Origin of the sequence: [Leptolyngbya] sp. PCC 7376 (genome assembly GCF_000316605.1) — a bacterium.
Taxonomy (GTDB): Bacteria; Cyanobacteriota; Cyanobacteriia; order Cyanobacteriales; family MRBY01; genus MRBY01.
In genome coordinates this window covers 2795930-2821380 of record NC_019683.1, presented here as the reverse complement: position 1 = coordinate 2821380, position 25451 = coordinate 2795930, and the positions used below count along the sequence as shown (strand labels likewise).

At 45.2% G+C, this 25451-nt stretch carries 19 protein-coding genes and 5 pseudogenes; 15 read left to right on the top strand and 9 right to left on the bottom strand.

The window, feature by feature from the left end:
• Positions 1–113 precede the first annotated feature (113 nt).
• The 8 genes from LEPTO7376_RS12560 (at position 114) to LEPTO7376_RS12525 (ending at position 10660) form a co-directional block, all read left to right on the top strand.
• Positions 114–539, top strand: coding sequence for an STAS domain-containing protein (locus LEPTO7376_RS12560; RefSeq protein WP_264308889.1), 426 nt, complete (start codon positions 114–116; stop codon positions 537–539).
• Between the two features lie 246 nt (positions 540–785).
• Positions 786–1823 (top strand): two-component regulator propeller domain-containing protein, encoded by a 1038-nt coding sequence (locus LEPTO7376_RS12555; protein WP_015134545.1) that lies wholly within the window; start codon positions 786–788, stop codon positions 1821–1823.
• 9 nt (positions 1824–1832) lie between these two features.
• Positions 1833–2618 (top strand): 3-methyl-2-oxobutanoate hydroxymethyltransferase, encoded by a 786-nt coding sequence (gene panB, locus LEPTO7376_RS12550; protein WP_015134544.1) that lies wholly within the window; start codon positions 1833–1835, stop codon positions 2616–2618.
• Positions 2590–4218, top strand: coding sequence for an apolipoprotein N-acyltransferase (gene lnt / locus LEPTO7376_RS12545; protein ID WP_015134543.1), 1629 nt, complete (start codon positions 2590–2592; stop codon positions 4216–4218). The genes panB and lnt overlap by 29 nt, the downstream gene beginning before the upstream one ends.
• A 216-nt stretch (positions 4219–4434) precedes the next feature.
• The gene (locus LEPTO7376_RS12540) at positions 4435–5847 is read left to right on the top strand and encodes an ATP-binding protein (RefSeq protein ID WP_015134542.1); all 1413 of its coding nucleotides are present in this window, start codon (positions 4435–4437) and stop codon (positions 5845–5847) included.
• Positions 5848–6138: 291 nt separating this feature from the next.
• Positions 6139–8916, top strand: coding sequence for a tetratricopeptide repeat protein (locus tag LEPTO7376_RS12535; protein ID WP_015134541.1), 2778 nt, complete (start codon positions 6139–6141; stop codon positions 8914–8916).
• Positions 8917–8987: 71 nt separating this feature from the next.
• Positions 8988–9461 (top strand): hypothetical protein, encoded by a 474-nt coding sequence (locus LEPTO7376_RS12530; protein ID WP_015134540.1) that lies wholly within the window; start codon positions 8988–8990, stop codon positions 9459–9461.
• On the top strand, positions 9449–10660 hold the full coding sequence (locus LEPTO7376_RS12525; RefSeq protein WP_015134539.1) for a hypothetical protein: 1212 nt from the start codon (positions 9449–9451) through the stop codon (positions 10658–10660). The genes LEPTO7376_RS12530 and LEPTO7376_RS12525 overlap by 13 nt, the downstream gene beginning before the upstream one ends.
• A 20-nt stretch (positions 10661–10680) precedes the next feature.
• Here the strand turns inward: LEPTO7376_RS12525 and LEPTO7376_RS12520 are convergent.
• Positions 10681–11099 (bottom strand): annotated as a pseudogene (locus LEPTO7376_RS12520) (secondary thiamine-phosphate synthase enzyme YjbQ).
• A 73-nt stretch (positions 11100–11172) separates the two neighbouring features.
• Between LEPTO7376_RS12520 and LEPTO7376_RS12515 the strand changes: the two are divergent.
• Entirely contained in the window at positions 11173–11688 is a 516-nt protein-coding gene (locus LEPTO7376_RS12515; RefSeq protein WP_015134538.1) for a gamma carbonic anhydrase family protein, read from the top strand.
• Here LEPTO7376_RS12515 and LEPTO7376_RS12510 read toward each other — a convergent pair.
• Genes LEPTO7376_RS12510 through LEPTO7376_RS12495 form a run of 4 tightly spaced genes read right to left on the bottom strand, consistent with a single transcriptional unit; the run spans position 11655 to position 14873 of the window.
• Entirely contained in the window at positions 11655–12077 is a 423-nt protein-coding gene (locus tag LEPTO7376_RS12510; protein ID WP_015134537.1) for a Fur family transcriptional regulator, read from the bottom strand. The genes LEPTO7376_RS12515 and LEPTO7376_RS12510 overlap by 34 nt on opposite strands.
• A gap of 35 nt (positions 12078–12112) precedes the next feature.
• Positions 12113–12928, bottom strand: coding sequence for a metal ABC transporter permease (locus LEPTO7376_RS12505; RefSeq protein ID WP_015134536.1), 816 nt, complete (start codon positions 12926–12928; stop codon positions 12113–12115).
• A complete protein-coding gene (locus LEPTO7376_RS12500; protein WP_015134535.1) occupies positions 12921–13718 on the bottom strand; it encodes a metal ABC transporter ATP-binding protein in 798 nt (265 codons plus the stop codon). The genes LEPTO7376_RS12505 and LEPTO7376_RS12500 overlap by 8 nt, the downstream gene beginning before the upstream one ends.
• 21 nt (positions 13719–13739) lie before the next feature.
• Entirely contained in the window at positions 13740–14873 is a 1134-nt protein-coding gene (locus LEPTO7376_RS12495) for a metal ABC transporter solute-binding protein, Zn/Mn family (RefSeq protein WP_041763566.1), read from the bottom strand.
• 167 nt (positions 14874–15040) lie between these two features.
• Between LEPTO7376_RS12495 and LEPTO7376_RS12490 the strand changes: the two genes are divergently transcribed.
• From LEPTO7376_RS12490 to LEPTO7376_RS12480, 3 genes are all read left to right on the top strand, one after another.
• Positions 15041–16522, top strand: coding sequence for a cyclic nucleotide-binding domain-containing protein (locus LEPTO7376_RS12490; RefSeq protein WP_015134533.1), 1482 nt, complete (start codon positions 15041–15043; stop codon positions 16520–16522).
• A 64-nt stretch (positions 16523–16586) separates the two neighbouring features.
• Positions 16587–17282 (top strand): hypothetical protein, encoded by a 696-nt coding sequence (locus LEPTO7376_RS12485; protein ID WP_015134532.1) that lies wholly within the window; start codon positions 16587–16589, stop codon positions 17280–17282.
• 109 nt (positions 17283–17391) lie between these two features.
• Positions 17392–17742, top strand: coding sequence for a hypothetical protein (locus LEPTO7376_RS12480; RefSeq protein ID WP_015134531.1), 351 nt, complete (start codon positions 17392–17394; stop codon positions 17740–17742).
• A 227-nt stretch (positions 17743–17969) separates the two neighbouring features.
• Here the strand turns inward: LEPTO7376_RS12480 and LEPTO7376_RS27615 are convergent.
• Positions 17970–18259: pseudogene (locus tag LEPTO7376_RS27615) on the bottom strand (transposase); the annotation flags it as partial.
• A gap of 194 nt (positions 18260–18453) precedes the next feature.
• Between LEPTO7376_RS27615 and LEPTO7376_RS12470 the strand changes: the two are divergent.
• Both LEPTO7376_RS12470 and LEPTO7376_RS12465 read left to right on the top strand, forming a co-directional pair.
• A pseudogene (locus LEPTO7376_RS12470) lies at positions 18454–19340 on the top strand (IS982 family transposase).
• Between the two features lie 193 nt (positions 19341–19533).
• Positions 19534–20392 (top strand): annotated as a pseudogene (locus LEPTO7376_RS12465) (IS982 family transposase).
• A gap of 416 nt (positions 20393–20808) precedes the next feature.
• Here the strand turns inward: LEPTO7376_RS12465 and LEPTO7376_RS12460 are convergent.
• Positions 20809–21501 (bottom strand): annotated as a pseudogene (locus tag LEPTO7376_RS12460) (IS1 family transposase).
• 209 nt (positions 21502–21710) lie between these two features.
• Positions 21711–22526: an acyl-CoA desaturase gene (locus LEPTO7376_RS12455; RefSeq protein ID WP_015134529.1), complete on the bottom strand. Its 816-nt coding sequence runs from the start codon at positions 22524–22526 to the stop codon at positions 21711–21713.
• 409 nt (positions 22527–22935) lie between these two features.
• Between LEPTO7376_RS12455 and LEPTO7376_RS12450 the strand changes: the two genes are divergently transcribed.
• A complete protein-coding gene (locus tag LEPTO7376_RS12450; protein WP_015134528.1) occupies positions 22936–24165 on the top strand; it encodes a methionine gamma-lyase family protein in 1230 nt (409 codons plus the stop codon).
• Here LEPTO7376_RS12450 and rodA read toward each other — a convergent pair.
• Positions 24160–25377 (bottom strand): rod shape-determining protein RodA, encoded by a 1218-nt coding sequence (gene rodA, locus LEPTO7376_RS12445; RefSeq protein ID WP_315861586.1) that lies wholly within the window; start codon positions 25375–25377, stop codon positions 24160–24162. The two genes, LEPTO7376_RS12450 and rodA, sit on opposite strands and share 6 nt — an antisense overlap.
• Positions 25378–25451 lie beyond the last annotated feature (74 nt).

The following is a 25451-nucleotide window of genomic DNA, read 5'->3' as shown; positions in this document are numbered from 1 at the left end:
CAAATCAATAGTGTGGTATTTCTCAGTATAAATGCGCAAATCTAGACGGAATCGGCAACGAAGTAAATTATATTGAGTATGATGAGAGATGAATTTATAAGCCAGTTTTATCTGTGCTTAGTAATTGGGAGGTCTGTGTGATTCCGATCGAACAAGTAACTCACACTACATCAGACGGAACGGCAATTATCGTTTTAACTCCAAGTGGGCGGCTGGACATCAGGACAGCATGGCAATTCCGGCTTGAGTTGCAGCAATGTATTTCTAAATTGAGCCCCCATGTCGTTATTAACCTTAGCCAAGTCAGCTTTGTGGACAGTTCGGGTCTAACGGCTCTGGTTGCAGGCATGCGCGATGCTGATAAAAATCAAGGTAGTTTTCGTATTTGTGAAGTCCACCCCGAATCTCGTTTAGTCTTCGAAGTGACAATGATGGATTCTGTCTTTGAGATATATGAGACAGAGCAAAAAGCATTAGAAACCATCCCCCGTGGTCGTAATGCTGGTGCTTCTGGCAATAGTGAAAAAGCCGCTATCTGAAAGCAACTGGTGCCAGGTGGTCAAAAATTTCAGCCGTTTCAGAAGAAATCCTTAGCGACCTCTGTCGTGATGGGAATCTTGATTGAATTGTGATGGCTTGGTGTTGAGGCGATCGCCACCACGAAAAACTGAGAATTCGGTGAGAAAAGCAGGGATGATATTGCGGATTATCTTGGTTTCGGGAATGCTCGAAAAAAATCCGATACAATAGGCAGCGAATCTCCGTGGCGACGATATCGTAATCCTATGGGACGTATTTCTTCTTCTTGCTCCTTTTTGCTAGCTGGGGTGAGCCTCTGCTCTAGCTTTTTTCTGACTCCTGCGGCGATCGCCGAGGTTTCTGAATTTGTCTCGCCAATCTATGAAAATGTTTCCCCTCCGCCACCAAATCTTGAACCAGAATTTAATCTAAGCAGCGAAAATCTCCGCATAACATCGCTCCTCGAAAATTGGGATGGTGATCTTTGGGTCGGATCTTGGCAGGGATTAAGCCGCATTGATCCCAACACAGGCAATATTCTTAAGCGCATTGACCTCACAAATTACAATGTCGAAGCCCTCGCGATGGATCGAGTCGGTAGAATCTGGGTCGGCACCACTCAGGGATTATTGCGCGTAGATTCCCGCAGTAACGAAGTCACGGAGCATAATATTTTATTACCCTCAAATCGCATTGTTTCTCTGTTGGTAGATCAACGCGGTTATCTCTGGGTGGGCACAGATCAAGGACTCGTCTTGATTAGTCCTGATGAAGGCCTTGTGATGACCACCCTGAAAAAGCTACCTGGTTTACGTCCGAACGCCATGACTCTCGACCAAGATGGTAATCTGTGGGTCGGGACGCTTTTAGGGTTAGTACAAGTGAATACGGCCAGTGCAATTCCCATGCAAACTGTGCGCGATATTACGGGTAATGTTGTGAATAGTCTTGCGACGGCTCCTGATGGATTATTGTGGGCGGGCACGCTTGATGGACTACTCGTCGTTGATCCAGAAACGGGCGAAATCTTGAGGAATGTCACCTCAATGCGTGAGAAAAATGTCACTAGTGTTCAGTTTGGTGCTGATGGGACAGTTTGGGCGGGCACAGATGAGGGGGTTCTAAGGCTAAAGGCAGATAGTGGACTACTTCTCGGTCAAGTCGGTCAACTGCCTTCGCGACAGGTTTTGGCGATCGCCCCGGATATTGGCAATAAATTATGGGTTGGTACTTATCAAGGGTTAGCTTGGGTGAGTTTGACAACGGGCGTAACTCGTCCCCACTATGGGTTTGTTCAACCTTAGGGGATATGCATGCGGGTAACACCGAGAATTTTGCGGCGGTACAAACAAGAAGCGCGGCCCATTGTGGCGTTAACGGCATGGGATTATGCGATCGCCCGACTGGTGGATGAGGCTGGGGTAGACATGATCCTCGTGGGGGATTCGTTGGCAATGGTGGCGTTAGGCTATCAAAATACGTTGCCGGTGAGTCTCGATGCGATGATCCACCATACTCAGGCTGTTTGTCGCGCAACAAAGAATGCTTTGATTGTCAGTGATTTGCCGTTTCTCACCTACCAAGAAAGTTTGGCACAGGCGATTCACACGGCGGGTCGTATTCTTAAGGAAACTTCGGCACAGGCGATCAAATTAGAGGGCGGTCATCCGGCGATCGCCGAAACAGTGGATCGGTTAACCATGTTGGGCATTCCAGTGATGGGTCATGTTGGTTTGACGCCTCAATCGGTGCATACCCTCGGTTATCGGCAGCAAGGAAAAAATGCTACCGATGCTGAACGGGTGATGAATGAGGCGATCGCCTTGGAGCAGGCTGGTGCATTTGCGGTGGTGCTAGAACATATTCCGACGACATTGGCAGAGACGATTACGCAGAAATTATCGATTCCGACCATTGGTATTGGGGCTGGCTCTGTTTGTGATGGACAGGTTTTGGTGACGGCTGATTTATTGGGTTTGTCGCAAAAATCACCTCCCTTCGCGAAGCAATATCTTAATCTTTCTGGTCTGATTACCGATGCCATTAAGACCTATAGCGATGACGTACGCAATGGCACTTTCCCCGCAGATGATGCGTAAGGTCTTATTTGCCTTTGCCGGTGGTGTGGCCATGGGCATCACCTCTGCGCCTTTGGAGGCTTGGTATCTCGCCTGGGTTGCGATTATCCCGTTGTGGTTAATTGTGATTACTCCGGCGAATTCTGGAAAAATAAATGCTGCGCAAACGGGATTATCGTTTTGGCAACGCGTTAAATCGTTTGGCGATCGCCACAAACTCGCACTTTTTTGCGCAGGGGCTTGGGGATTGGGCTACCAAGGCTTAACGCTGTTTTGGATTACAGGCATTCACCCGATGACTTGGATGGGAGTGCCGTGGTTTTGGAGCTTGTGTATTGCCGCGATCTGCTGGCTAATTATTACCTTTTGGGGCATTTGTATCCCGTTCTTTTGGGCTGTTGGGATGCTCATTTTTCAGGATATTTCTGCCACTAGAAATAGTGGTTTAGCCTATCGTTGTAATCGAGTTCTGTTTGGCTCAGCATTATGGTGCATTGCAGAATATTTTTTAAGTCAGAGTGATCTGTTTTGGCATTTTTTAGCGTTTAGCCAAAGCCCCCATAATCTATTTTTATTACAACTCACTCGTCTTTCTGGATTCACAACAGTCACTCTAATTCTTGTTGTAATTAATGGCCTATTTTCTGAGGCTATTCATAGCTTTTTTCAGCAGAGAAAAAAAGTATTTTCGATATCGGTATTGTTGAGTTTAAGTCTTGTGATTTTTGGAGCAGCTCATTTATGGGGTTGGTATTTATTTGGAAATACAGAATTAGTCACAGATCGCGCTGCAAAAATTGGCATTATCCAAGGGAATATTCCCAACGAAATTAAGCTCTACGAAAATGGCACCTCACGGGCGATCGCCAACTACACGAAAGGCTACCGTGACCTTGCGGCGCAGGATGTTGATCTAATTATCACCCCAGAAACAGCGTTGCCCTTTAGAATCGAGCAAATTTTAGCGGGGACAGAATTATCCCGTGCGATGAGGCAAGAAAAAATCCCCGTTATTTTGGGGGCTTTTGGCTCAGAGGGCAAAAATTTCACGAATAGTTTATTTACGATTAGCGCTCAAACTGAAGTGATTAGCCGGTTCAATAAACAGCAACTTGTGCCCCTCGGTGAATACATTCCCTTTGAAGCAATTTTTGGGAAATTTATTGATCGGTTGTCGCCCCTTGATGCCCATCTCGTGCGTGGCCAAAATCCACCGACGATTATGACGCCTATCGGGAAGGCGATCGCCGCGATTTGTTATGAATCTGCCTACCCAGAGCATTTCCGTCGCCAAACTGCTGCTGGAGGTGAATACATTATTGTCGCGTCGAATGATGCCCATTACAGCCCTACGATGCCTGCCCAACACCAAGCTCTTGATGTGATGCAGGCGATCGCCAACGATCGTTGGACAATTCGTGCCAGTAATACCGGACTATCTAGTGTGATTACGCCCAATGGCACTGCGATTTGGACATCCCAACTCAACCAGTACATCACCTATGCGACGAATATTTATCTAAAACAAACCAAAACAACTTACGTCTTATTGGGAAATTGGTTGGTGTCTATTTGCATCTTGATCGTGCTGACATTAGGTATTTATTGGTATAAGAAATAAGACCTTTTTATCCTGATCAATTTGAGAATAAGCTGAATAAACTAACGTTTAGAATTTAGCTCTACAAGTTAAGAAGAATTTAACGAAATATCCTCAGCCACATAAACTGTTCCAAATATTAAAGCGTTAACCTAGCTTGGAGGTATTACAGTTATTGATTTAGGCTCGTCTGTCAGTGCAAATATTTCTTCTTTAATCTAGACTTTTTCTGAGTGAATGTTATTAACACTTCCGATGGTTTCTGACCCTAAACGTAATCTCTCTTCAACCTATGCTGATAGTTTAGCGAAGCTCACCATCGAATCAAGCCTTCGTGATCTCACCCTTTACAAGAAGTCAGTTGATGTCAAGAATTTAACGAAGATTCTGCTAAAGATCTTTGAAAACGATACAGTCATTCCTGGCGTTATTCTGAAAAAAGGCAAAGAGTTTTATGGCATGGTCTCGCGGCGACGTTTTTTGAAACGGATGAGTCGCCCCTATGCCCTTGACCTGTTTTTGAAACGTCCTCTTACCACGCTCTATAACGTGGATAATTTTCCGGTCAATATTTTGCCAGAGTCTACTCCTGTACTGGAAGCGGCGCAGTTTGCTCTAGAGCGTGAAGGGGAGCAAATGTATGAACCGATTGTCGTTCAACGGGAAAATGGAAAGTATGCCTTAATTGATGTGCCGCTCGTGCTTTATGCTCAGTCTCACATTCACAAATTAACGAACGAATTATTACAAGAAAAGACCCACGCCCATGTGGTGCAAACAGAAAAAATGGCGAGTCTGGGGCGGATGGTGGCGGGGGTTGCCCATGAAATCCGAAATCCGGTGAATTGTGTGCATGGCAATGTGAGTTTTTTGCAGAATTATTTTGATGATCTGTTAGGGCTGGTGAAAATGTATCAAGCGGAGTTGCCACAACCGTCTGTGATGATCGCCAACTATTTAAAAGATATCGAGATAGAGTTTCTCGAAGAAGATTTACCGAAAATTTTGCAAAGTGTGGAAATTAGTGCGGTGCGTATGATAGAAATTGTCACGAGCCTCCGTAACTTTTCGCGTATCGATGAAACAAAACAGCAGCTTATTAAGCTCCCAGAATGTCTCGATAGTACGTTGCTGATTCTCAACAATCGCACGAAAAAGCATCGGGTTAAAATCACTAGAAATTATGAAGCTAATTTGCCCGATATTTTGGGCTATTCGGGTCAGCTCAGCCAAGTATTTATCAATCTCTTAGCAAATGCTTTAGATGCTCTCGAAGAGAAACTAAGTCGTCAAGATTTCCTCGCAGAAACAGCTTGGATTCCTGAAATTCAAGTGGATATTTTTACGCAGTTTAGTGAGCTGGATTCTGATGGTCTAAATGAGTCCCGCGATTGGATTTGCGTCAAAATTAGTGACAATGCCGATGGGATGCCGAAAAAAGTGCGGCAACGAATTTTCGAAGAATTTTTTACGACGAAACCGCGAGGAAAAGGGACGGGTTTAGGGTTAGCAATTAGCCATGAAATCGTCACGAGAAAACATGCTGGTCGTCTCGAACTCACCACAAAAATTGGGGAGGGGAGCGCATTCTCTATTTGGCTACCGCTTCAAAGTTTTCCGGTTATAGAGCAGCTTTCGAATAAGGATTGAGTTCTCGATGAGTTGCGCAACCGATCGAACCTTCGGGCATCTTCCCCAAGGAAGGACGTGAATGGTCTCTAAAATTTATTTGAAATGACTATAGTTAATGTCTCTTTATAATTTTGTTGATTTTCTGTTAGGGGATGCTGGCCAACTCAAATAATTGATTAGGATTGAGGGAAATTCTTTCCTTGGGAAAGGTGTTCGCAGGATAAGGCAACTTCGAGCTTTACAGCGCGCACCGAGAACCTGCCTTTCCTCCAAGACGAGAATGTTCGATTTTTACTTGAGCTGGCGATTATGTTTGGTTGGTTGTTTGGGCGCAAGAAAAAGCAACAGGAAACGCCGAGTTTTGATCTGGGGCAACTGGCGCAGCAGCAACAGGAAATAGAGCGACAGCTAGCCACTCGTCAACAACAGACTGTAACAGCAGACACTCAACCCCAAGACAAAGACATAAATAGTTCTCCTAACACGAAACAAAATTCGGCAGAGCAAATACCAGAACCGAAAGACTCGAATGATGCTGAAGCCTGGTTCAATCAAGGTTATCAATTTCACATAGCAGGCCGTTTCATTGAAGCGATCGCCAGTTATGATAAAGCCCTTGAGATTAATCCCAACGACCAAGATATATGGAACAATCGAGGCAGCGCTTTATCTACTTTAGGTAAGAAAGACGAGGCGATTACTAGTTATGATAAAGCCCTTGAGATTAATCCCGATGACCAAGATACATGGAACAACCGAGGCAGTACTTTATCTGATTTAGGGAGAAAAGAAGAGGCGATCACTAGTTACGATAAATCCCTCGAAATTAATCCTAATCACTATCAAGCATGGCGTAATCGAGGCAGTGCTTTATCTGATTTAGGGAGAAAAGAAGAGGCGATCATCAGCTTCGATAAAGCTCTTGAGATTAATCCCAATTACCACGAAGCATGGGGGGCTCGAGGCAATGCTTTATTGGCTTGCGAGAGATATGAAGAGGCGATCACAAGTTTCGATAAGGCCTTTGATATTAGTCCTAATTACGACGAAACACCCTATGGACGAGGCTATGCTTTAGAAAAATTAGGAAAGCACGAAGAGGCGATCATCAGCTTCGACAAAGCTCTTGAGATTAATCCCAATCACTATCAAGCATGGAATGGAAAAGGAAGAGCTTTAGTGGAATTGGCGCAATTTTCTGAAGGGATAGATTCATATAATAAGTCTCTTGAAATTATGCCGAGTTCTTGGCCTACATGGGGAAATAAAGGTTCTGCTCTATATCTGATTCATGGCGAGAAAGCCGCTATTCTCAATTGGCAAACAGGTCTAATTTCTTTGGACATCCATGCTCCTGATTATGCTATTGGCGCAGGAACTCTCCATCAATCCATTGGCAAGGTTCATTACTACACCGCCCGACAACTAGTCAGAACTATTGATGCAAAAGATCGTTATCACCAGAGCATTGAAGCATATCATCTCGCTCTCGATTCTCTATGTGGTGGTGAGCATCCCTTTCGTCCTGAACGCCTCAATCCCAGCATTGAAACGCCAGCACTTCCCTCAGCGAATAAAGAACTTTGCCTAAACGTTTTACAAGATCTGAGTCAGTCCTATGTTGGCGCTGGCCAAACAGAGAATGCAGCAACCGTCCGTACCATCGCCATCGAACTCCTTGAGACCTACCTTCGCGAGATCTCCAGCGAAACTCAGAAAATCACTATTGCCCGTAAATTTGCGTCGCTCTACCAGCTTGAGATCGATCAACTTGCTCGCTCTACCGAGCCCGCCGATCACATTACTGCCCTCACCCGCGCCGAATATCGCAAAACCCTTACTCTCCATTGGCTCCATAACAACCGCTACGAAGATATTTCCAGCCCTAGCTTTGACGACATCAGTGATTTTCTTCATCAGAACCAACCCGATACAGCTCTAATCTTTTGGCATCTCAGCCCTGTCCAGCTCAGCACTTTTATCCTCCATCCCGACGATTCTGCTGGAGGCTTAAAACTTCTCCGCCCTCAAATTTGCGACCTTACAGCCGTCACCCAACTTGAAGCTCTCCTCAAAAAATGGCACGACGAATACCAAGAGAGCCGCAAAAGCAAAATCCAGCGCCACGAAGTCCCACCCGACTGGCAAAAACATTTACCCGACCGTCTCACCGAACTGCGCCAAATCCTCCAGCTCGATCAATGGTTGCCAGCCCTGCGCGATTGTAAAAACCTAATCCTCGTTCCCCACCGTGATCTGCATTTACTGCCGCTCCACACCTGCATTATCCAAGCATGGCCAGGCGAGACACTGCCCAGTATCACCCACCTCCCTAGCATCAAACAGGGCATCCTCAACCAACAGCACCACCACACTAGCCCCACCTTTACCAATCGCCTATTGCTCGAAGCCAGCGGTGACTATGGCCTCTATTCCGAACTCGAAGCCGCCATCCTTAAACAACTGCTGACCCCCCAAACATCCCTGTCCGAACCGACTAAATCCCAAACCCTTAACGCCCTCAGCCAACCGCAAAACCTCGTCCATTTCACGGGACATGGCGAATACAATCTGTCCCAAAATTCCAGATCGGGTTTAGTGCTCTACGATGGCGAACGATTAACCCTGAGCGAATTGCTCCAAACCGAACTCCCCGTCTACAGTCTCGTTTCCCTCTCCGCCTGTGAAACCGCTGTGACCGGAAGCGCTAGCTTGATCGACGAATTTGTCGGCTTTAGTGCTGCCTTTCTATACCATCGCACTCGTTATATTCTGAGTACCCTCTGGACAGTGCCCGAAAACTCCGCCGCGATTATGATGATCGAGTTTTACCGCCGACTCCTCAGCAATGCCGATGTCACCCCAGCCACTGCTCTCCAGCAAACCCAGACATGGCTCGCTGCTGCCACAAATACTGACCTTGCCGACTGGTATGAAAACTGGGCAACAGAGTTTGACGGCCACTGGGAAGACGATAAATTCACCATAATTTTGCGGCGACGCATCACCAAGCTCCGCGAACAACCCGACAAAATTCAATACTCTAATCCTTACCATTGGGCTGGCTTCACCATTACAGGTTGTTGATTTTTGACTATTTCACCTTGATCCCCGAAGAGATCTTCTAAAATCAAGCCAAGACCCTTTCCCGTAGTCCCATGAAAGCCAGCGATCGCCTCAAACAACAAGCTATTATCGCAACCCTCCTCGATATTCCCCGCGACTACGGTGGCAAGCTGGATATCCTCAATGCTTCCCTTAAACAACTGGCGACAGATCCGGTGGCAGAACAAGCCAATATTTTTCAGCAGATCGCCACTTTCCTAAAACAAGACGAAAACCTCTACAGCCTTTACCAAAATCATTTCGGTCAATTGCTCGATCGCTACGATACGACCGTGAAAAATAAAGTTGGTTTTCCCACAGGTAAACCAGAAGATGAGGCCAGTGATGAAGACCTCGAAAACTTTACCCTCCCTGCGGAGCAAACCATCGCACTCAGCACTAAACTGAATACACTCTTTGATGGTGATAACCCACTACTTCAGCTCCAGGAAGATCGGGAGACCTATAGACAAAACCACCCCAACAGTGACCCTTACGAATATAGCGACAGCATATGCAATCTCTAATTACCTATCCCCAATTGCTGCTGTTTGCCTATCACCAAGGAGACACTAGTGATTGGGATGAAAAACGTCGTCAGTGGGGCCTACCCGAAGCCGCAGAACAAGCAGACCAAAACTACTTTCCATTTGCCCCAAACAATCTCGAAGCCTTTTGGCAACGGCAAAATATCGGTGACACAAAAGCTCTAATGCTGGGTTGCTCCTATCGAACCTACGACGGTGAGAAACCGATCTCTAGTTTTCAAGAATTTCGCGAAGGGATTAAAACAGAAGGCAATATTGGGAAAACATGGGTGCTATTGAGTATTTGCTCAGATCGCAACCATGCTATTCAAGAAGAACTTGCCCAAGACATTTATCAGAGCTTCACGTCATCCAGTGTTTTGCCTACTTTCCAATCGGGCAAATTTTTCCACGCAAATATCTTCTGTCAGCAGGATCGAGCAGCCCAAGAAAATATCTTTATCCTCTTCTTTCCAGATCGAGTGGCAATAGATCAGTTCCCTAATTATTTTTATAAATGGCTGTATTTACTCTGCTATCAACACAAAATTATTTGGTCGTATAACCAAGCCCATGCGATCAAAAAACAGCTCGTCAACGACAACTTTTTCCCCAAAGCAGAAGACTTTGGCAATCTAGAAAATTTCGAGTCTCTAAAAGATGACTTTATTAAAAACTTCTCCCTGGTTAGTCAGCATAATATTGCGATTGAGAGCTTGAGAATCCAGCGTCAAAATATCGGTATTAACTTAAAAAACTATCAAAATCGCCTCGATAAATTCCTGATTGAGCCAGCCATTGAACTCAATTTTCTTCAGGATTTTAGTGATCTGACTGTCGAAAAATTTCAAACTCAGCTCGAAGAAGACGACAATAATCTTAGTGCTGGATTACGGCTGCGCAAAGAAATTATTGAATCTTTGCGGGGTGTTGTGGAAGTCTACAACGCGGAAAGTAATCAACGCCAAGAAGCTCAAAACCAAGCCTTTCAGAACTGGGTGGGTATTATTGGGGTCGGTACAGCCTTTGCCGCGACCGCTGTTTCCGTCGTGACTGAATATATCGAGATTCCCGCTGCCCCAGAACAAGATATTAATGTCGATACGACCGGAATCTTGATCGTTGGTGGGATTAGCTTCGGGATTGGGGCGATCGCCAGTCTATTTACTTGGTTGATTTTGCGACTAAATCGCAGATGATTTATTTTTACGCACCGGATTTATTCGCCGTAAATATGCACGACTATTTCGCGGTTATGGTTGCGTTGACGGTGTTCCCAGAGATAAATGCCCTGCCATGTTCCAAGCACTAAACGACCACCTGCGATGGGAATCTGTTCAGCAGTTTTAGTGAGAATAGAACGAATATGGCGGGCATATCATCCGGGCCTTCGGCGCTGTGAATGTAGGAACGACCATCTTCGGGGACAAGTTTGGCCATAAAGTTTTCGAGGTCGATGAGGACATCAGGGTCAGCATTTTCTTGAATGATTAAGGATGCGGAGGTGTGGCGGACAAAGACGACGCAAAGCCCTGTGGTGATGCCTGATTCGGCGACGTAGGAATTGATTTTTGAGGTAATCATGTGGAGAGATTTACCTTGGGTTCTAACGCGGAGGGCTTGTTGGTACTGCTTCATCTTTCAAGGAATTAGGAAACGGGGAATTTCATAATAAGATACTGAAACTTCTGTTGGTATTGGGATTGATGTGATGTCGAAGCAGTCTTGGTCGAATGTATCTCTAGGTAAACCTGATCTAAGTCAGGCGGCTTTTGTGGCGGACAATGCAACGGTGATGGGAAATGTGGCGATCGCCGAGGGTGTGAGTATTTGGTATGGGGCAATTGTGCGGGGCGATTTAGAAGGAATTGAGCTTGGCAAATATACGAATATTCAGGATGGGGCAGTGTTACATGGTGATCCCGGCAAACTCACAGTACTAGAGGATTATGTGACAGTTGGTCATAAAGCGGTTATTCACAGTGCCCATATTGAAAGAGGATCGCTGATTGGGATTGGGGCGATCGTGCTGGATGGGGTGCGCGTTGGGGCAGGCAGTATTATCGGTGCGGGCTGTGTCGTGACAAAGGATGTACCACGGCGATCGCTGATGGTTGGTGTTCCAGCAAAGCGCATTAAGGATATTGATGATATTAAAGCTCAGGGCTTAATTCACCATGCGGAGCAATATTATCAATTAGCGCTCAAACACTCGGCATCATCGTAATTGTCTTGGCAGTTTTCACACAGTCCAAAAAATTCTAAGGTGTGATAGTAAACCTGAAATTTTTGGGCATTACACCATTCACTAATTTTGTGGCTCAGAGGGCAACTTTCCATTGGGTAGGATTCGCCACAATTGACGCAATTCAGATGGTGATGGTGATGTTCGACGGCATTAATCGTACTGTAGAAAGATTCGCCATCAGGGGTGATCCGTTCTTGGATTTTGCCTTCGATTTTTAGGCGTTTTAGGGTGCGATAGACAGTTGCTAGGCCAATGCGTAGTTCCTGTTGTTTGATTTGGAAATGAATATCTTGGGCACTTACTTCCCCTGCTGCATCAGTAAGCAGCGCCAAAATTCTCTGTTGGTTTTTAGTGGTTTTCTTTGGCATGGGTCACAGCGTTTGGGGCGAGTGAGTCGGTTTGTTTAGGTAAATTGTCGGTTTCGGTAGGTTTTTAGGCCGAGACTGAGGATATAGCTAGCACCGCATATAAGAATAATCGTAGCGCCTGAGGTGAGGTTAAAGCGATAGGACATCCATAAACCTAGGGTTGTAAAGGCCATGCCCAACAGACTAGAGACGCCCATTATGGATTTGATTTCAGTGCGCCATTGTCCGGCGATCGCCGCAGGGATTGTCAGGAGAGCGATCACCATAATCAGCCCGACAATTTGCATCACCATTACCACTGTAAGAGCGATCAAAGCGACGAGCAAAAGATACAGCGCATCCACTGGAAGATTGCGGGTTGTGGCATAGGTGCGGTCGAAGGAGATAGCAAGGAGTTCTTTGTAGAGCAACGCAATGAGCGTAATAATCACCACATCGAGACCAAACATCAGCCAGAGATCTTGGCGGGGTACAGCCAATAGACTCCCGAAAAGATAACTCTCAAGGCCTGCTTTGTAGCCATCTGTTAGGTCAATTAGGATAACGCCAAATGCCATGCCAATCGCCCACATCACGCCGATGAGGGTGTCACTCCGTTGTTCGGTTTTTTGTTCTACCCAGCCCATACCCATCGCTGAGAGTAATGCAAAGGCGATCGCCCCCCAGACGGGATTGAACCTAAAAAAGTAGCCGAGACCAATACCACCATAGGCCGCGTGGGCAATACCACCACTGATAAAGACAATGCGGTTGACCACGACAAATGTACCGACGATACCGCAGGCAATACTAACCAAGACCCCTGCCACCAGGGCATTTCGCATAAATTCAAACTGGAGGGCTTCAAGCATGGTTGCAATCGTGGGAATGAATATGGTCTGGGGCTATATCGCTGTGTTCAGGGAAAACCCTGTGCGGGACACCATGGGCAATGAGATCGACGGGGCACTGATAAGTTGCCTCGATCATCTGGGGGGTAATCTGTTTGTTGTGGTGATAATGTAGGGTTTTGTTGAGACAGCCCACCGTTTTGACGTAGGACGATACTGCCGCCAAATCGTGGGAAATCATGACGATGGTCATGTAGTGATTCAGTTCCCCAAGCAATTCGTAAATGCTTGCTTGCACCCGCGAATCCACATTTGCTGTGGGTTCATCGAGCAATAAAATTTTGGGTTCCGACGCTAACGCCCGTGCAATATAAACTCGTTGCCGTTCACCACCAGATAACTCTCCAATGGGGCGATCGCCTTTATCAACCATCTCCACTTGTTCGAGGGAGTGATAAATAATCTCTCGATCCTTTTTGTTAAACCGACGAAATAATTTTCTTTTACCGAGACGCCCCATACTCACCACATCTTTCACCGTGATCGGAAAGGTGCGGTCAAGCTCTAGAAGTTGCGGCACATAGCCAATGTAACGGCGACCTTGCGCTACCGATCTCTCCAGGATTTTCACCTTACCCTCCTGGGGTTTGAGGAGACCGAGCAACACTTTTAATAGGGTTGTTTTGCCGCCACCATTCGGGCCTATTAACCCAACAAAATCTAGAGTATTGACTGTTAAATTAATATTTTCGAGCACTGGTGTCTGCGGATAACCCGCCCAGACATTCTTCAGAGAAATAACTTTGTCCATGGAATAGTTATCGCGGCTTTGTTAATTATTTGCAAGGGCAATCTGTTTCGCAATTTCCTGGAGATTATTCGCCCAGTCAACGGAAAGCGGATCAATAAAGACGACTTCTCCACCAATTTGGTTGGCAATTGTTTCAGCAGACTTCGAATTAAATTGGTATTGCGCAAATACAACCCGAATATTTTCTGCTTCGGCAACTTGGATTAGCTCGGCCAACTCAGCGGCACTGGGATCCTGTCCTTCTACTTCGATGGGGATTTGCTCTAGATTATATTCTTCTGCGAAATAACCCCATGCTGGGTGAAAGACTAAAAATGAACGGCTAGATAAATTTTCTAGCTCAGCGGCGATCGCCTGATCTAGCTCATCAATCTCGGCCAATAAAGCATCAAGATTCTCTTTAAATAAGGCTTCAGAAGCGGGGTCAAGTTCGACTAAAACATCATAAATATTCTGAGCATGAACCTTAGCCAAGCTGGGTGATAACCAAGTGTGGGGATCTTCTAAATCTTCGCCATGATCATCGTGGTCTTCATGGTCTTCTTCGCTATGCTCTTCATGGTCACTGTGGTCGTCGTGATCCGCATGCTCTTCGTCATGGTCATGTTCTGAATGTTCTGCATGCTTCTCGTCATCATGTTTATCATGGTCGTCGTGATCATCATGGTCTGCATGTTCATCTTCATGGTCGGAATGCTCTTCTGCACCATGACCATGATGGGCATGATTGTGGGCAACCATTTCTATCTTTTCGATACCTTCGGAGCCATCTGTCAATAACATCTCCGAGTTGGCTGTTTTAAAGCGTTCTGCCCAAACATCCTCAAATAAAATCCCTACTGCAATGTAAGCATCTGTCTCACTCAAATCTTTTAATTGTTGCGGTTTCGGCTCATAGACCTCAGGCTCTGCGCCCTCTGGAACCATGACCTGCACATTAACGCGATCGCCACCAATTTTCTCCACAAAATACTGCTGCGGTAAAATACTGACTGTAATGTTGAGGCGATCGCCCTGTTCTTCGCTATCTGTCCCTTTGGTTACTTCCTCGACGGTAGATGTGGGTGTTTGTGTCGTGTCTCCACATCCAGCTAACCCGCTCAAGCCGAGACACATGAGCGTACTGGATAGAATAAGCTTCTGACGAATTGCCATAATGGATGAATTGAGAATGATAATCATTCTCATGATAAAGCAAGAAGGCGATCAGGGTGATGGTAGTACACATTTTTTTATGGGCGATCGCTGATCAAAGTCCCCAGAACAGCACCTAAAATCAATGGAAAGATAAGCACTCAGCCCAGATAGTCAGCCCGTAACCTATGTTGAATTTTGTCAGCAATTTGCTCAACCTCATTCAGACTATCGAATTCCAGGTCGGGCGTAGCAATATTTCTCTCGTCGAAATAGTCCAGCTCCTTTTCTTTATTATTGTCACCTTTATTTTTGCAAGTTATTTCAGTCGATTTCTGAAATATCAAGGTCTGAAAAAAGTGATTGTTGATAAAGGCAGTCGCTATATTATTTCTAATTTTATTAGTTATGGTATTTGCTGCTTTTTACTACTCGTTATTCTGCAGACAACTGGTTTTGATATTTCGATATTTACGGTGATTGGTGGTGGTCTCGGTCTTGGTATTGGTCTTGGATTTCAGGATTTTACAAAAAACTTTGTTAGTGGTCTAACCTTACTCACTGAACGAAAAATAAAGACAGGTGACTATGTTCAGCTTGGCGATTTGTATGGCTTTGTTCAAGAGATTTCAACACGGGCGATCGTCCTAAAGCAAAAAGATGGTTCTTCTGTTGTTATTCCAAATAGTCATTTTGTTGAAAATCAAATCGTTAATTTTCATTATGAAACCAATCATGTTCGTCTCAAACTACCTGTAACTGTTGCCTATGACAGTAATACAACTTTAGTGACAGAGGTACTTTTGGTCTCTGCCTATCTCGACCAAAATATTCTCCAAATACCTTCTCCACAAGTCCTTTTTGTCGGCTTTGGAGATAATGCTCTGAATTTTGAGCTGTGGGTGTGGGTGGAGAGTAATCAGATGGGCTTTAAGCATGAAATTATTAGTTCATTACATTTTACGATTGAGCATAAGTTCCGGGAAAACCATATTAAAATTCCATTTCCACAGCGTGAATTATGGCTACATAATATTAACTTTGCTGCGTTTAAATCAAATGTTGCAGATCATCTCCCAGAAAGTAATTTGCCGGAAGGTGATATCCCAGAATCTGGTGAGCTTGAAAGGATGAATAATACCTCAATTAGTGAGCCACAAATATCAATTCGAGCTGCATTAAAAAAAGTAGGATGCTTTAGTCATCTGAGTGAATTTCGATTGCGACAAATTATTGAAATTGGTCGCCTGAAATCCTTGCACAAAAGGGAGACTCTATTCCGAGAAAACGATCCAGGAGATGCATTTTATATTATTCTGTCGGGTCGAATTGAAGTTTATGCAGAAACACTGAAAAAACAGCTTGCAATTTTAGAGGCTGGTAATTTCTTTGGGGAGATGTCTCTGATGTTAGGCGTACCTCGGACTGCAACGGCAAAGGCATTAGAAAGTACTTTATTGTTTGCGATCACCAACAAAAATTTTAAAGTATTGCTCCAGAAGCACCCTGATTTTCATGAGGCTTTGGTAGAAGAGCTGAGTAATCATCAGGAGGAGTTGATTTTGCGAAAGCAAGAAATGCAGGAAAATGGCTGGTTGCCGCCAGAGGAGCAGGAAACAAACATTGTGAATTGGGTACGCCATCGTCTGAAAACGCTTTTTAATGTTTAGGGTTTGGGTTGCGATCGCCGCCCAAAATTCGGAACACTAACGAGAGGTGTTTTGGAGTTGCGTCGTGAAAAATCAAACTTGGTTATGGATTTTGTGGGTGGTGTATACAGGGTCACTACTGTTTGCACCAACTGGGATGCCGTTTGGCGGCGAACCGGTGTGGCAAATTCAGTCGGAAACGCTCGCGGAAGTTAAAGGCGAATCCCTCAATTTCTTTTTTGTGCTGCCCCTGCTGAATCGGTTGGGTGTCGATGCAATGATTTCACCCGCTCTGAATCCTGTCGATGAAGCCCTATTTAATTTTGCGGTGGCTTGGATTTTTATGTTTTTGCCAGTGCTGTGGTGTGATCGCCGAGGGGAGTATTTACCGCGAACGGTTTTGTGGTCATGCGCGATGTTTCTAACCAATGTGTTTCTGATTCCTTATATGGCGCTCCGCAAAGACATTCCGTCGGAGCCATTTATCCCACAACAAAAATTAATTGCCCGAGGGTTTGCCTCAGTGGCTTTAATTGTTGGCATCGTTTCGCTCGGATGGTTCGGGTTAGCGCGGCCTGAGTTTGGAGATATCGGCGATCGCCTATCGTATTTCCTTCAGCAGATGGGCGAGAGTCGATTGAGCATTGCTTTTATCGCGGATCTAATTTGTTTTTGGCTATTCCAAATTTTTCTGCTCGGTGACCTCACTCCGAAAGACAGCACCTGGCAAACGGCGCGATTTGTACCGTTTTTTGGGATGGCATTTTGGCTAATTCTTTAAGTTTGCTGAGATTTGCCACGTAGGTAGAAGAATACTCTAGGGCTTCTGGGTAAGATGGAAATGTGCCCCGCCCCCACGCCCTTCTGTTAACCCTCTCCCCAATAAGCCCATGACTATCTCCGCATCTCCAAAGGTTTGGTTTGCATCTGCTTTCCTCGGTGCAAGCGCGCTTCTCTCCCTCTCGACTCCTGCGGCGATCGCCCAAGAATCTGAGGTAATGGCTTGGCCGACACAAATCACCAATAATTTCTCTGGTTTCACATTTACATCTGACCCCTACGGCAATGCCCAGACGATCACATTGTCAGATGAAAATAAGCAAACGGCTGAGTTCCGCACAGTGCAAGACGAAGCCTATGCCGATGCGCCGAGAAGTGAATCCTACAATTCTGGTTTCAAGATCAAGCTTAATGGCATAGATAATTCTGACTCTGCTGAAGCTGAAGCAACCGAAAATTAAATCTTCCATCGTCCTACAAATTCAGAGCCCTGACTTCTGAGCTAAAATTCAAGATGCTATGCTAAGCAAAAAAATAAGTTGGAGCTCTTTAGTCTTGTGAGTATGGCTGCTTCGAATCAATATTAGAGACAATTCCTATCCTTCCTTGGGGAAGATGCTCGAAGAGCGGAAGCGATTATATTAGATGTCAAGTTGAAACCATTGAATCAAGACAGCGAAGCTTGAAATCAAACAGTCACTTGTTTATCACACCAAGGCTGATTTACTCTAACCATCGCATTCAAACAGACAAGCAATTTACGCATAGCTGCAATCAGAGCGACTTTCTTACATTTCCCTCGCTCCAAAAGGTGTTAGTAATAAGCTCGTATAGGTGGGTTATATCTGAAGGCAGATAGAGTAGCCATATACAGTGAACATCTCACAGCCGCTTGTCCTCCAGAGGCAAAACGCTTTCCTTGATGTTGGCCACTGCTATATCACGATTAAATGGAGCTAGTCCCACTAACGCGGCGATTTATCTTCGAATGAATAACCCCGCCGTAAACGGACGGGGTATCAGAACTGAAATAGACTCAGTTGTAAATCCTGGTGAAGTTGCAAATATTGTTTACCTTGATTCTTCACATATTTAACGTGAGTTCGGGATAAGGAAGAAAAAGGAGAAAGTGCATATTGTGGAAGTTGATAAACAGCCCACCATCTTCTCCCATGACCAGTCTAGAATCTTTGTTCTGCTCTGTTGATGATTTCTGCCAAGTCTTTGAACCTCAATGGCAACAGCAACAGATGGCTTCAAAACAAAAACGGCGGCGGCGCCCCAGAAGTCTGAGCTTGAGTGAGATAATGACTATACTTATTGCCTTTCATCAATCCCACTATCGTAATTTCAAGCATTTCTATCTCATTAATGTGCGTCACCATTGGCGTAGAGCTTTTCCCACAGCAGTGAGTTACCAACGTTTTGTGGAGTGATGCCTTCAGTGTTAGTTCCTCTGTGCATTTATCTACAGCACTGTTATGGTCAATGCACTGGTATTAGTTTCATTGATGCCACCAGTATCAAGGTTTGCCATAATCACCGTATCTCTCAACATCGGGTATTTAGATGTCACGCTACTCGAGGTAAAACATCTGTTGGTTGGTTCTTTGGCTTCAAGCTGCACCTAGTAATCAATGACCGTGGCGAGTTACTCCAAGTGAAAGTCACCCCCGGCAACACTGATGACCGCAAGCCAGTGCTGGAACTATTGCAGAATTTATTTGGCAAGGTTTTTGCAGATAAAGGCTATACCTCTCAACCTCTGGCACAGCATTTACAAGAAGAGCATGATGTGACGTTGATGGCTAAGCCTCGGCGCAATATGAAGAATCACTTGATGCTTTGGCATGACAAAATCCTTGCCCGTAAGCGAGCTTTAATTGAGACGGTCATTGACCGGCTGAAGAATATTTCTCAGATTGAGCACTCTAGACATCGTAGTCCAGCGAACTTCTGTGTTAACTTGCTTTGCGGGCTCATTGCCTACTGCCATCAGCCGAAAAAAGAACGTGAGTTCGGGATAAGAACAACAGGAAAAAAGTCTTTCCCAATCTGAGTTTGAGGCTTCTTGATTCTTTATTGAGCAGCGATTATTTTAGGCAATATCGTATTGATTGAGCTCAATCAATACAATATTTTCAATTAGAATGCTTTGTTGCGAAATCAGTACATAACGTGAGTTCTGGATAAGGAAAGAAAAGGAGAAAGCCCATATCGTGGAAGTTGTAACGAATCCACGGCTTTCTCCCATGTCCAGTCTAGAGGCTCTGTTTTGCCATGTTGATGATTTCTGTCGAATCTTTGAACCCTTATGGCATCAAGCGTTACTCAGCTCTGGCAAAAAAATACCGTCGCCGTCAGAGAAGCCTCAGTCTGAGTGAGGTGATGACTATTCTCATTGCTTTCCATCAATCTCACTATCGAAATTTCAAGCATTTCTATCTCATCAAGGTGAAATGCGATTGGCAACAAGAGTTTCCTCTAGCTGTGAGCTATCAACGCTTTGTGACATGGATACCTTCGAGCTTGATTCCTCTCTGTACATATCTGCGACAATGCTTCGGACAATGCACTGGTATTAGCTTCATTGATGCCACCAGCATCAAGGTTTGCCATAATCGCCGTATCTCTCAACACCGTGTTTTTGAAGGTTGCGCGGCAAGGGGCAAGACTTCGGTGGGATGGTTCTTCGGCTTCAAACTACACCTGGTCATCAATGAGCGAGGAGAATTACTCAACGTCCAAGTGACGCCCGGAAATACCGATGACCGCCAACCTGTAGTGGAGTTATTGCAAGACTTATGGGGTAAAGTCTTTGCCGATAAAGGCTATGTCTCACAATCTTTAGCCCAGCATCTTCAAGAGGAACATGAGGTGACCCTAATGGCTAAACCTCGTCGAAATATGAAGCATCATTTGATGGTTTATCAAGATAAACTTTTTGCTCGTAAGCGGGCTTTGATTGAGACAGTTATTGACCAACTGAAGAACATCTCACAGATTGAACATTCCCGACATCGCAGTCCCACAAACTTTTGTGTGAACTTGCTGTGTGGGCTGATTGCTTACTGCCATCAACCCAAAAAACCTTCTTTACAGCTTGATTAGACCTATCATTCCTTATCCAGAACTCACGTTTCATAGATAAAATTCCAAACAAACTCTTGATTTATAGGAGTTTCAGTCTAACTTGTCGGAATTTCATCCTAATTCCTTAACCCGAACTCACGTTAAAAGAGTTTGTTTTTCTTGAAGTTGAGGTGCATATTGACTCAGCGGTTTAAGCTTCTCATTATGGTTCAGATTTGTTCTTCCAACCATTCGATATGTTCGTCAATGGCGTCTTGAGTGCGGCGATGAGCTTGATAATTGATGGCGGCGATTTTTTTCTGCACTCATCATTCCAATCAACTGCTGACAACGTTACAGCCACGCCTTCATTTCTTGTTCGGTTTCACTGGCAAAAACGGTTGCTTCTGGCTGAACAATTTCACCATAGGGCGTTACAGAATAGAGGCATGAATCTATGAGCATTGGGAGACAGGAACATCCTCGAATTTGAGGTCATGAATCAGCAATCGAATCGAATGCTCTAACATTTCCAGAGGCTTTGAATAACATCAAGTTTTTCGATGAAGTCGAGCGAGATAGTGCCGCAATCGAATATTCTCCCCTTCAACATGAGTCATGTAGGTCTTACTGACAACCTAGTCACTATCCGGTATAAACATGGGATACACTTTCCAGCCATCTGTGACGTAGAAGAAACATCTCCAGAGACTAACGATGCCCCATAGTGGCTGGAATATCTCTGCACCTCTATCACCAACAGTCCAGGCGAGAATACCCGATTGAAAATGCTTTACTGCTGTCCAGAGCCAGACCTTGTTTTTTTGCACCGACAAAGGTTTGAAGTTCATCGAGTTCACCCACCTGAGAAACTTGCCCAGGTTCATAAGCATCAGGTAGTAACTCACCGACTTGTTTGACCCAAGTTATAACAGTAGTGTGGTGCAGTCCTTTCACCCGTTCAATGGCTCGAAAGCCTATACCCTTGACTACATTTTGAGGCATTCATGTTTGAAGGCATTGGAGTAGCCGAGCTTACTATGGTGGTCGATAAACTGACGGCCACAATCTACACAGATGTGATTCTGTTTGCCTTTTTTCTTTCCGTTCTTACGGATATGAGTAGATTGACATTCCGGACATTTCATTGGGTCAGCATCCTCTATTCTGCAATGCCTTTTGGATGATAAAGTCAATTTTCTGTGAGGAGACTTAATATTGGCGAAATGTTAGCTGAACAGAACAAAATAAGCAAGCACTCACAATAACAGAAAGACACCACGAAGGTGCCTTTATCAGAATTGATTTTATTTAGTAACCCTATGAGGTTTCGCTCAAAAGTGTCGGCTCATCTCAACTAGTCAGTAGGAGCGAGTTTGATATTCTTCGCTAGACCTAGGATTTGAAGCAAACGAATAGTCATCCAAGTCATATCAACTTCCCACCAGTTCAAACCATGGCGTGCGGAATATTGATAGGCGTGGTGATTGTTGTGCCAGCCTTCGCCATAAGTAACGAGGGCAACCCACCAGCAGTTACGGGATTTATCGTTAGATTCGTGGCTCTGATAACCAAATTTGTGAGTTGCGCTATTCACAAACCAAGTGCAATGGAAAACGACAGCTAAGCGCATGAAGATCCCCCATGTCACAAAAGACCAGCCACCCCAAGCAAACAGTAGTAAACCGACAACTACTTGAATAGGAATCATGTAGTTCTGGCAGAAATTATAGAAAGGATCGTCTTTAATATCTTTGATATAACGATCGATATCTGCGCGAGCTGGAATTTCAAAAAGCATCCAACCGATATGGCTCCACCAAAATCCTTTGTTGGAATCATGGGGGTCAGGGGTCGTGTCTGAGTGCTTATGGTGAATACGGTGTAAACCAATCCAGTCTAGGGGCCCTCCTTGACAGGCAAGTGTTCCACAAAAAATCAGAATGTACTCAACCCATTTCGGCACATCGAAGCTGCGGTGGGAGACAAGCCGGTGGAATCCGAGTGTAATCCCAACACCGCCTGTAATCCAATGGAAAAGTAAGAATACTCCAACCGCCTGCCAGCTAAAATTGCCTGGCAGAAATGCGAGCAGTGCGACGATATGGATGAGACTGAAATAAATTACAGTCGTCCAGTCTAGAGATAGCTTTTGTGAGGTAGCAACAGTCATGAAAGATCCTTTCTGGAGGTTTTAGTTTTGTTAAGACACCGTCTGCTTGAATATAGTTCATTTAAGGGGCGTCTTACATTTTTGCTTAAGCGAAAACTGAAGAAAGTCAAGCAAAACTTGCAAGGATAAGAAATTCTAATCTAGTTTTGCAAACTTTGGAAAGTCGAAAATTTTTGATATTTCTCAAATTGTGAGATGAAATGCAGCTTCAACTTTTTTTAGCTTTGCTTTATGGGTAAAAGCAGTGGCTTGCTTCATCAAAATAGACTTCATTTTACATTTGTTCACCGGGTTAGGCAAGGAAAATGGACACTATGAAAAGGATTGAGAGGGTTATTGTTGAGGAAGTCAAAGTGTTTCACGGTAGTTGATATGATGGGCAAGCTAAATTGCGAGATTGTAATTTGATATGACCGCTGCGGAGAAAATCAATCAGGCGATCGCCGAGCTAACGCCACAGTTTTTAGAGATTGATCGCCAGACCCAACAAAATCTCAGAAAAGTTTTAACTGCATTTCAAAATCACAAAGTCGGAGTCCATCATTTCAGCAGCGTTAGTGGTTATGGTCATGGGGATCTCGGTCGAGAAACGCTTGATCAGATCTATGCGGAAGTGATGGGTTCGGAAGCTGCAATAGTGCGGGTACAGTTTGTATCGGGGACCCATGCGATCGCCGCTGCTCTGTATGGAGTATTACGGCCAGGTGATGAGCTGTTGGCCGTGGCTGGAGCGCCCTATGACACATTGGAAGAAGTCATTGGTTTACGAGAAGCGGGGCAAGGATCTTTAGCCGAGTTTGGCATCAGCTATCGACAACTAGAGCTAACGGAAACAGGCACAGTCGATTGGGAAGGGCTAGAGACAGCAATTCAATCAAAAACTCGCATGATATTGATTCAGCGATCCTGCGGTTATTCATGGCGAAAAAGTTTATCGACAGCAGAGATTCAAAGGATTATCGAGATCGTCAAAAAGCAAAATTCTGAAACAGTTTGTTTTGTAGATAATTGCTACGGTGAATTTATTGAAACAGTTGAACCGACAGCAGTTGGGGCTGATTTAATGGCTGGTTCTCTGATCAAAAATCCAGGCGGCACAATTGTCACGGGAGGAGCCTATCTCGCCGGGAAAGCAGAGTTTGTTGAACAAGCGGCTTGTCGGCTAACTGCGCCAGGGATTGGCAGTCATGGTGGCGCGACTTATGACCAAAATCGATTGCTTTTTCAAGGCCTATTTCTTGCACCGCAAATGGTGGCTGAAGCAGTAAAGTGCACCTTGCTTGTCGCCAAGGTATTTCATGAGTTGGGTTATGAAGTGAAGCCACTCCATAATGAGCCACGTCAGGATGTGATTCAAGCAATTAAGCTCGGTTCACCTGAAAAATTATTAGCATTTTGTCGGGCGTGGCAAAAGTTTTCACCCATTGGCTCTTATCTCGATCCAGTACCCGCGCCGATGCCAGGTTACGCCAGTGATTTGGTGATGGCTGGCGGCACATTTATTGATGGCAGCACATCTGAGCTGTCAGCGGATGGGCCATTACGTGAACCCTATATCGTATTTTGTCAGGGCGGTACACATTGGACTCACGGGGCGATCGCCCTTGAAGCCGTACTTGAGGCTTTTGAAACGCTATAAACCAGTCGAACTGCTGTTATTCGTACGCGATGTTCGGTTGGCGACAGCTTGCACAAGGCCAATGGCAATGAAATTCGTCAGCAGCGATGAACGACCATAGCTCAGCCAAGGTAGCGGAATCCCCGTAATCGGCGCAACACCGAGGGTCATCCCAACATTGACCAACACCTGAAACAAAATCATTGAGAGAACACCAACGGCGATCAATGAGCCAAAGTTATCCTCGGTTTTGCAGGCAATTCGAATCAATCGCAAGCACAAAATCCAAAATAAAATCATCACGGCGATCGCCCCAACAAACCCCAGCTCTTCACCAATTACGGAAAAAATAAAGTCGGTATGTTGCTCTGGGACATAGTTCAGTTGTGTTTGTGAGCCCTCGTATAAACCCTGTCCCCAAAGCTGGCCAGAGCCTATAGCAATGCGGGATTGAATCAGGTGATAACCACCGCCGAGGGCATCCTGTTCGGGGTCGAGAAACAGCGTTAAACGAGCCTTTTGATAGTCCTTGAGCAGTCCCCACAGCACACCAGCACCGGATCCGGCGATCGCATTCGCTGCCATTGCGCCCACTGTCCCGAACCACCGCCATGGCAGCGTAAACCAAGCGATTAAGCCCATTACCCCAAACCAAATGATCCAAGCAGGGAAAAAGACATTGAACATGACCGCTGAAACAAGGGGTGAGACCATCAACACGAGCCAACCCACATTGGCATTAGCCCAATAGATCATTCCCATCCCGATCGCCCCGAAAACCATCGCAGTACCAAGGTCAGGCTGGAGGGCAATACAGAACCAAGGCACCGCAGCCACCGCCGTTACTTTGAGAATATTCGGAAGGCTATCTGCTGTATTTTTATGGAGCAATGCCGCCAAAGTCAGAATCAAACTGATTTTGGCAAATTCTGAGGGCTGCACATTAAAACCACCCACTCCAATCCAACTTTGGGCACCATTTGCGGTCACACCAATCACCATGACAGCAATCAGCGAAACCAAGCTCAAGACATAAATAATCCAATGTCCAAAAATGAGTGCCTTATAACGGGTACGGGCAATAAGAAAACAAAATACCAACCCTACAATGGCAGTAATCCAATGTTGCCGCCAATCAATCACTCCAACATTTAACTGGGCACTCCGAATCGCTAACCCAGCAATCACAGTAAGGGCAATGGTTACGGTCATTAGCCACCAATCTATCCCCATCCAAGGACTAAGCCCATTGAGGACAGGTTGAACGAGATAGGTTTGCAGTGGATTGCGGCGAGGCGATCGACGAA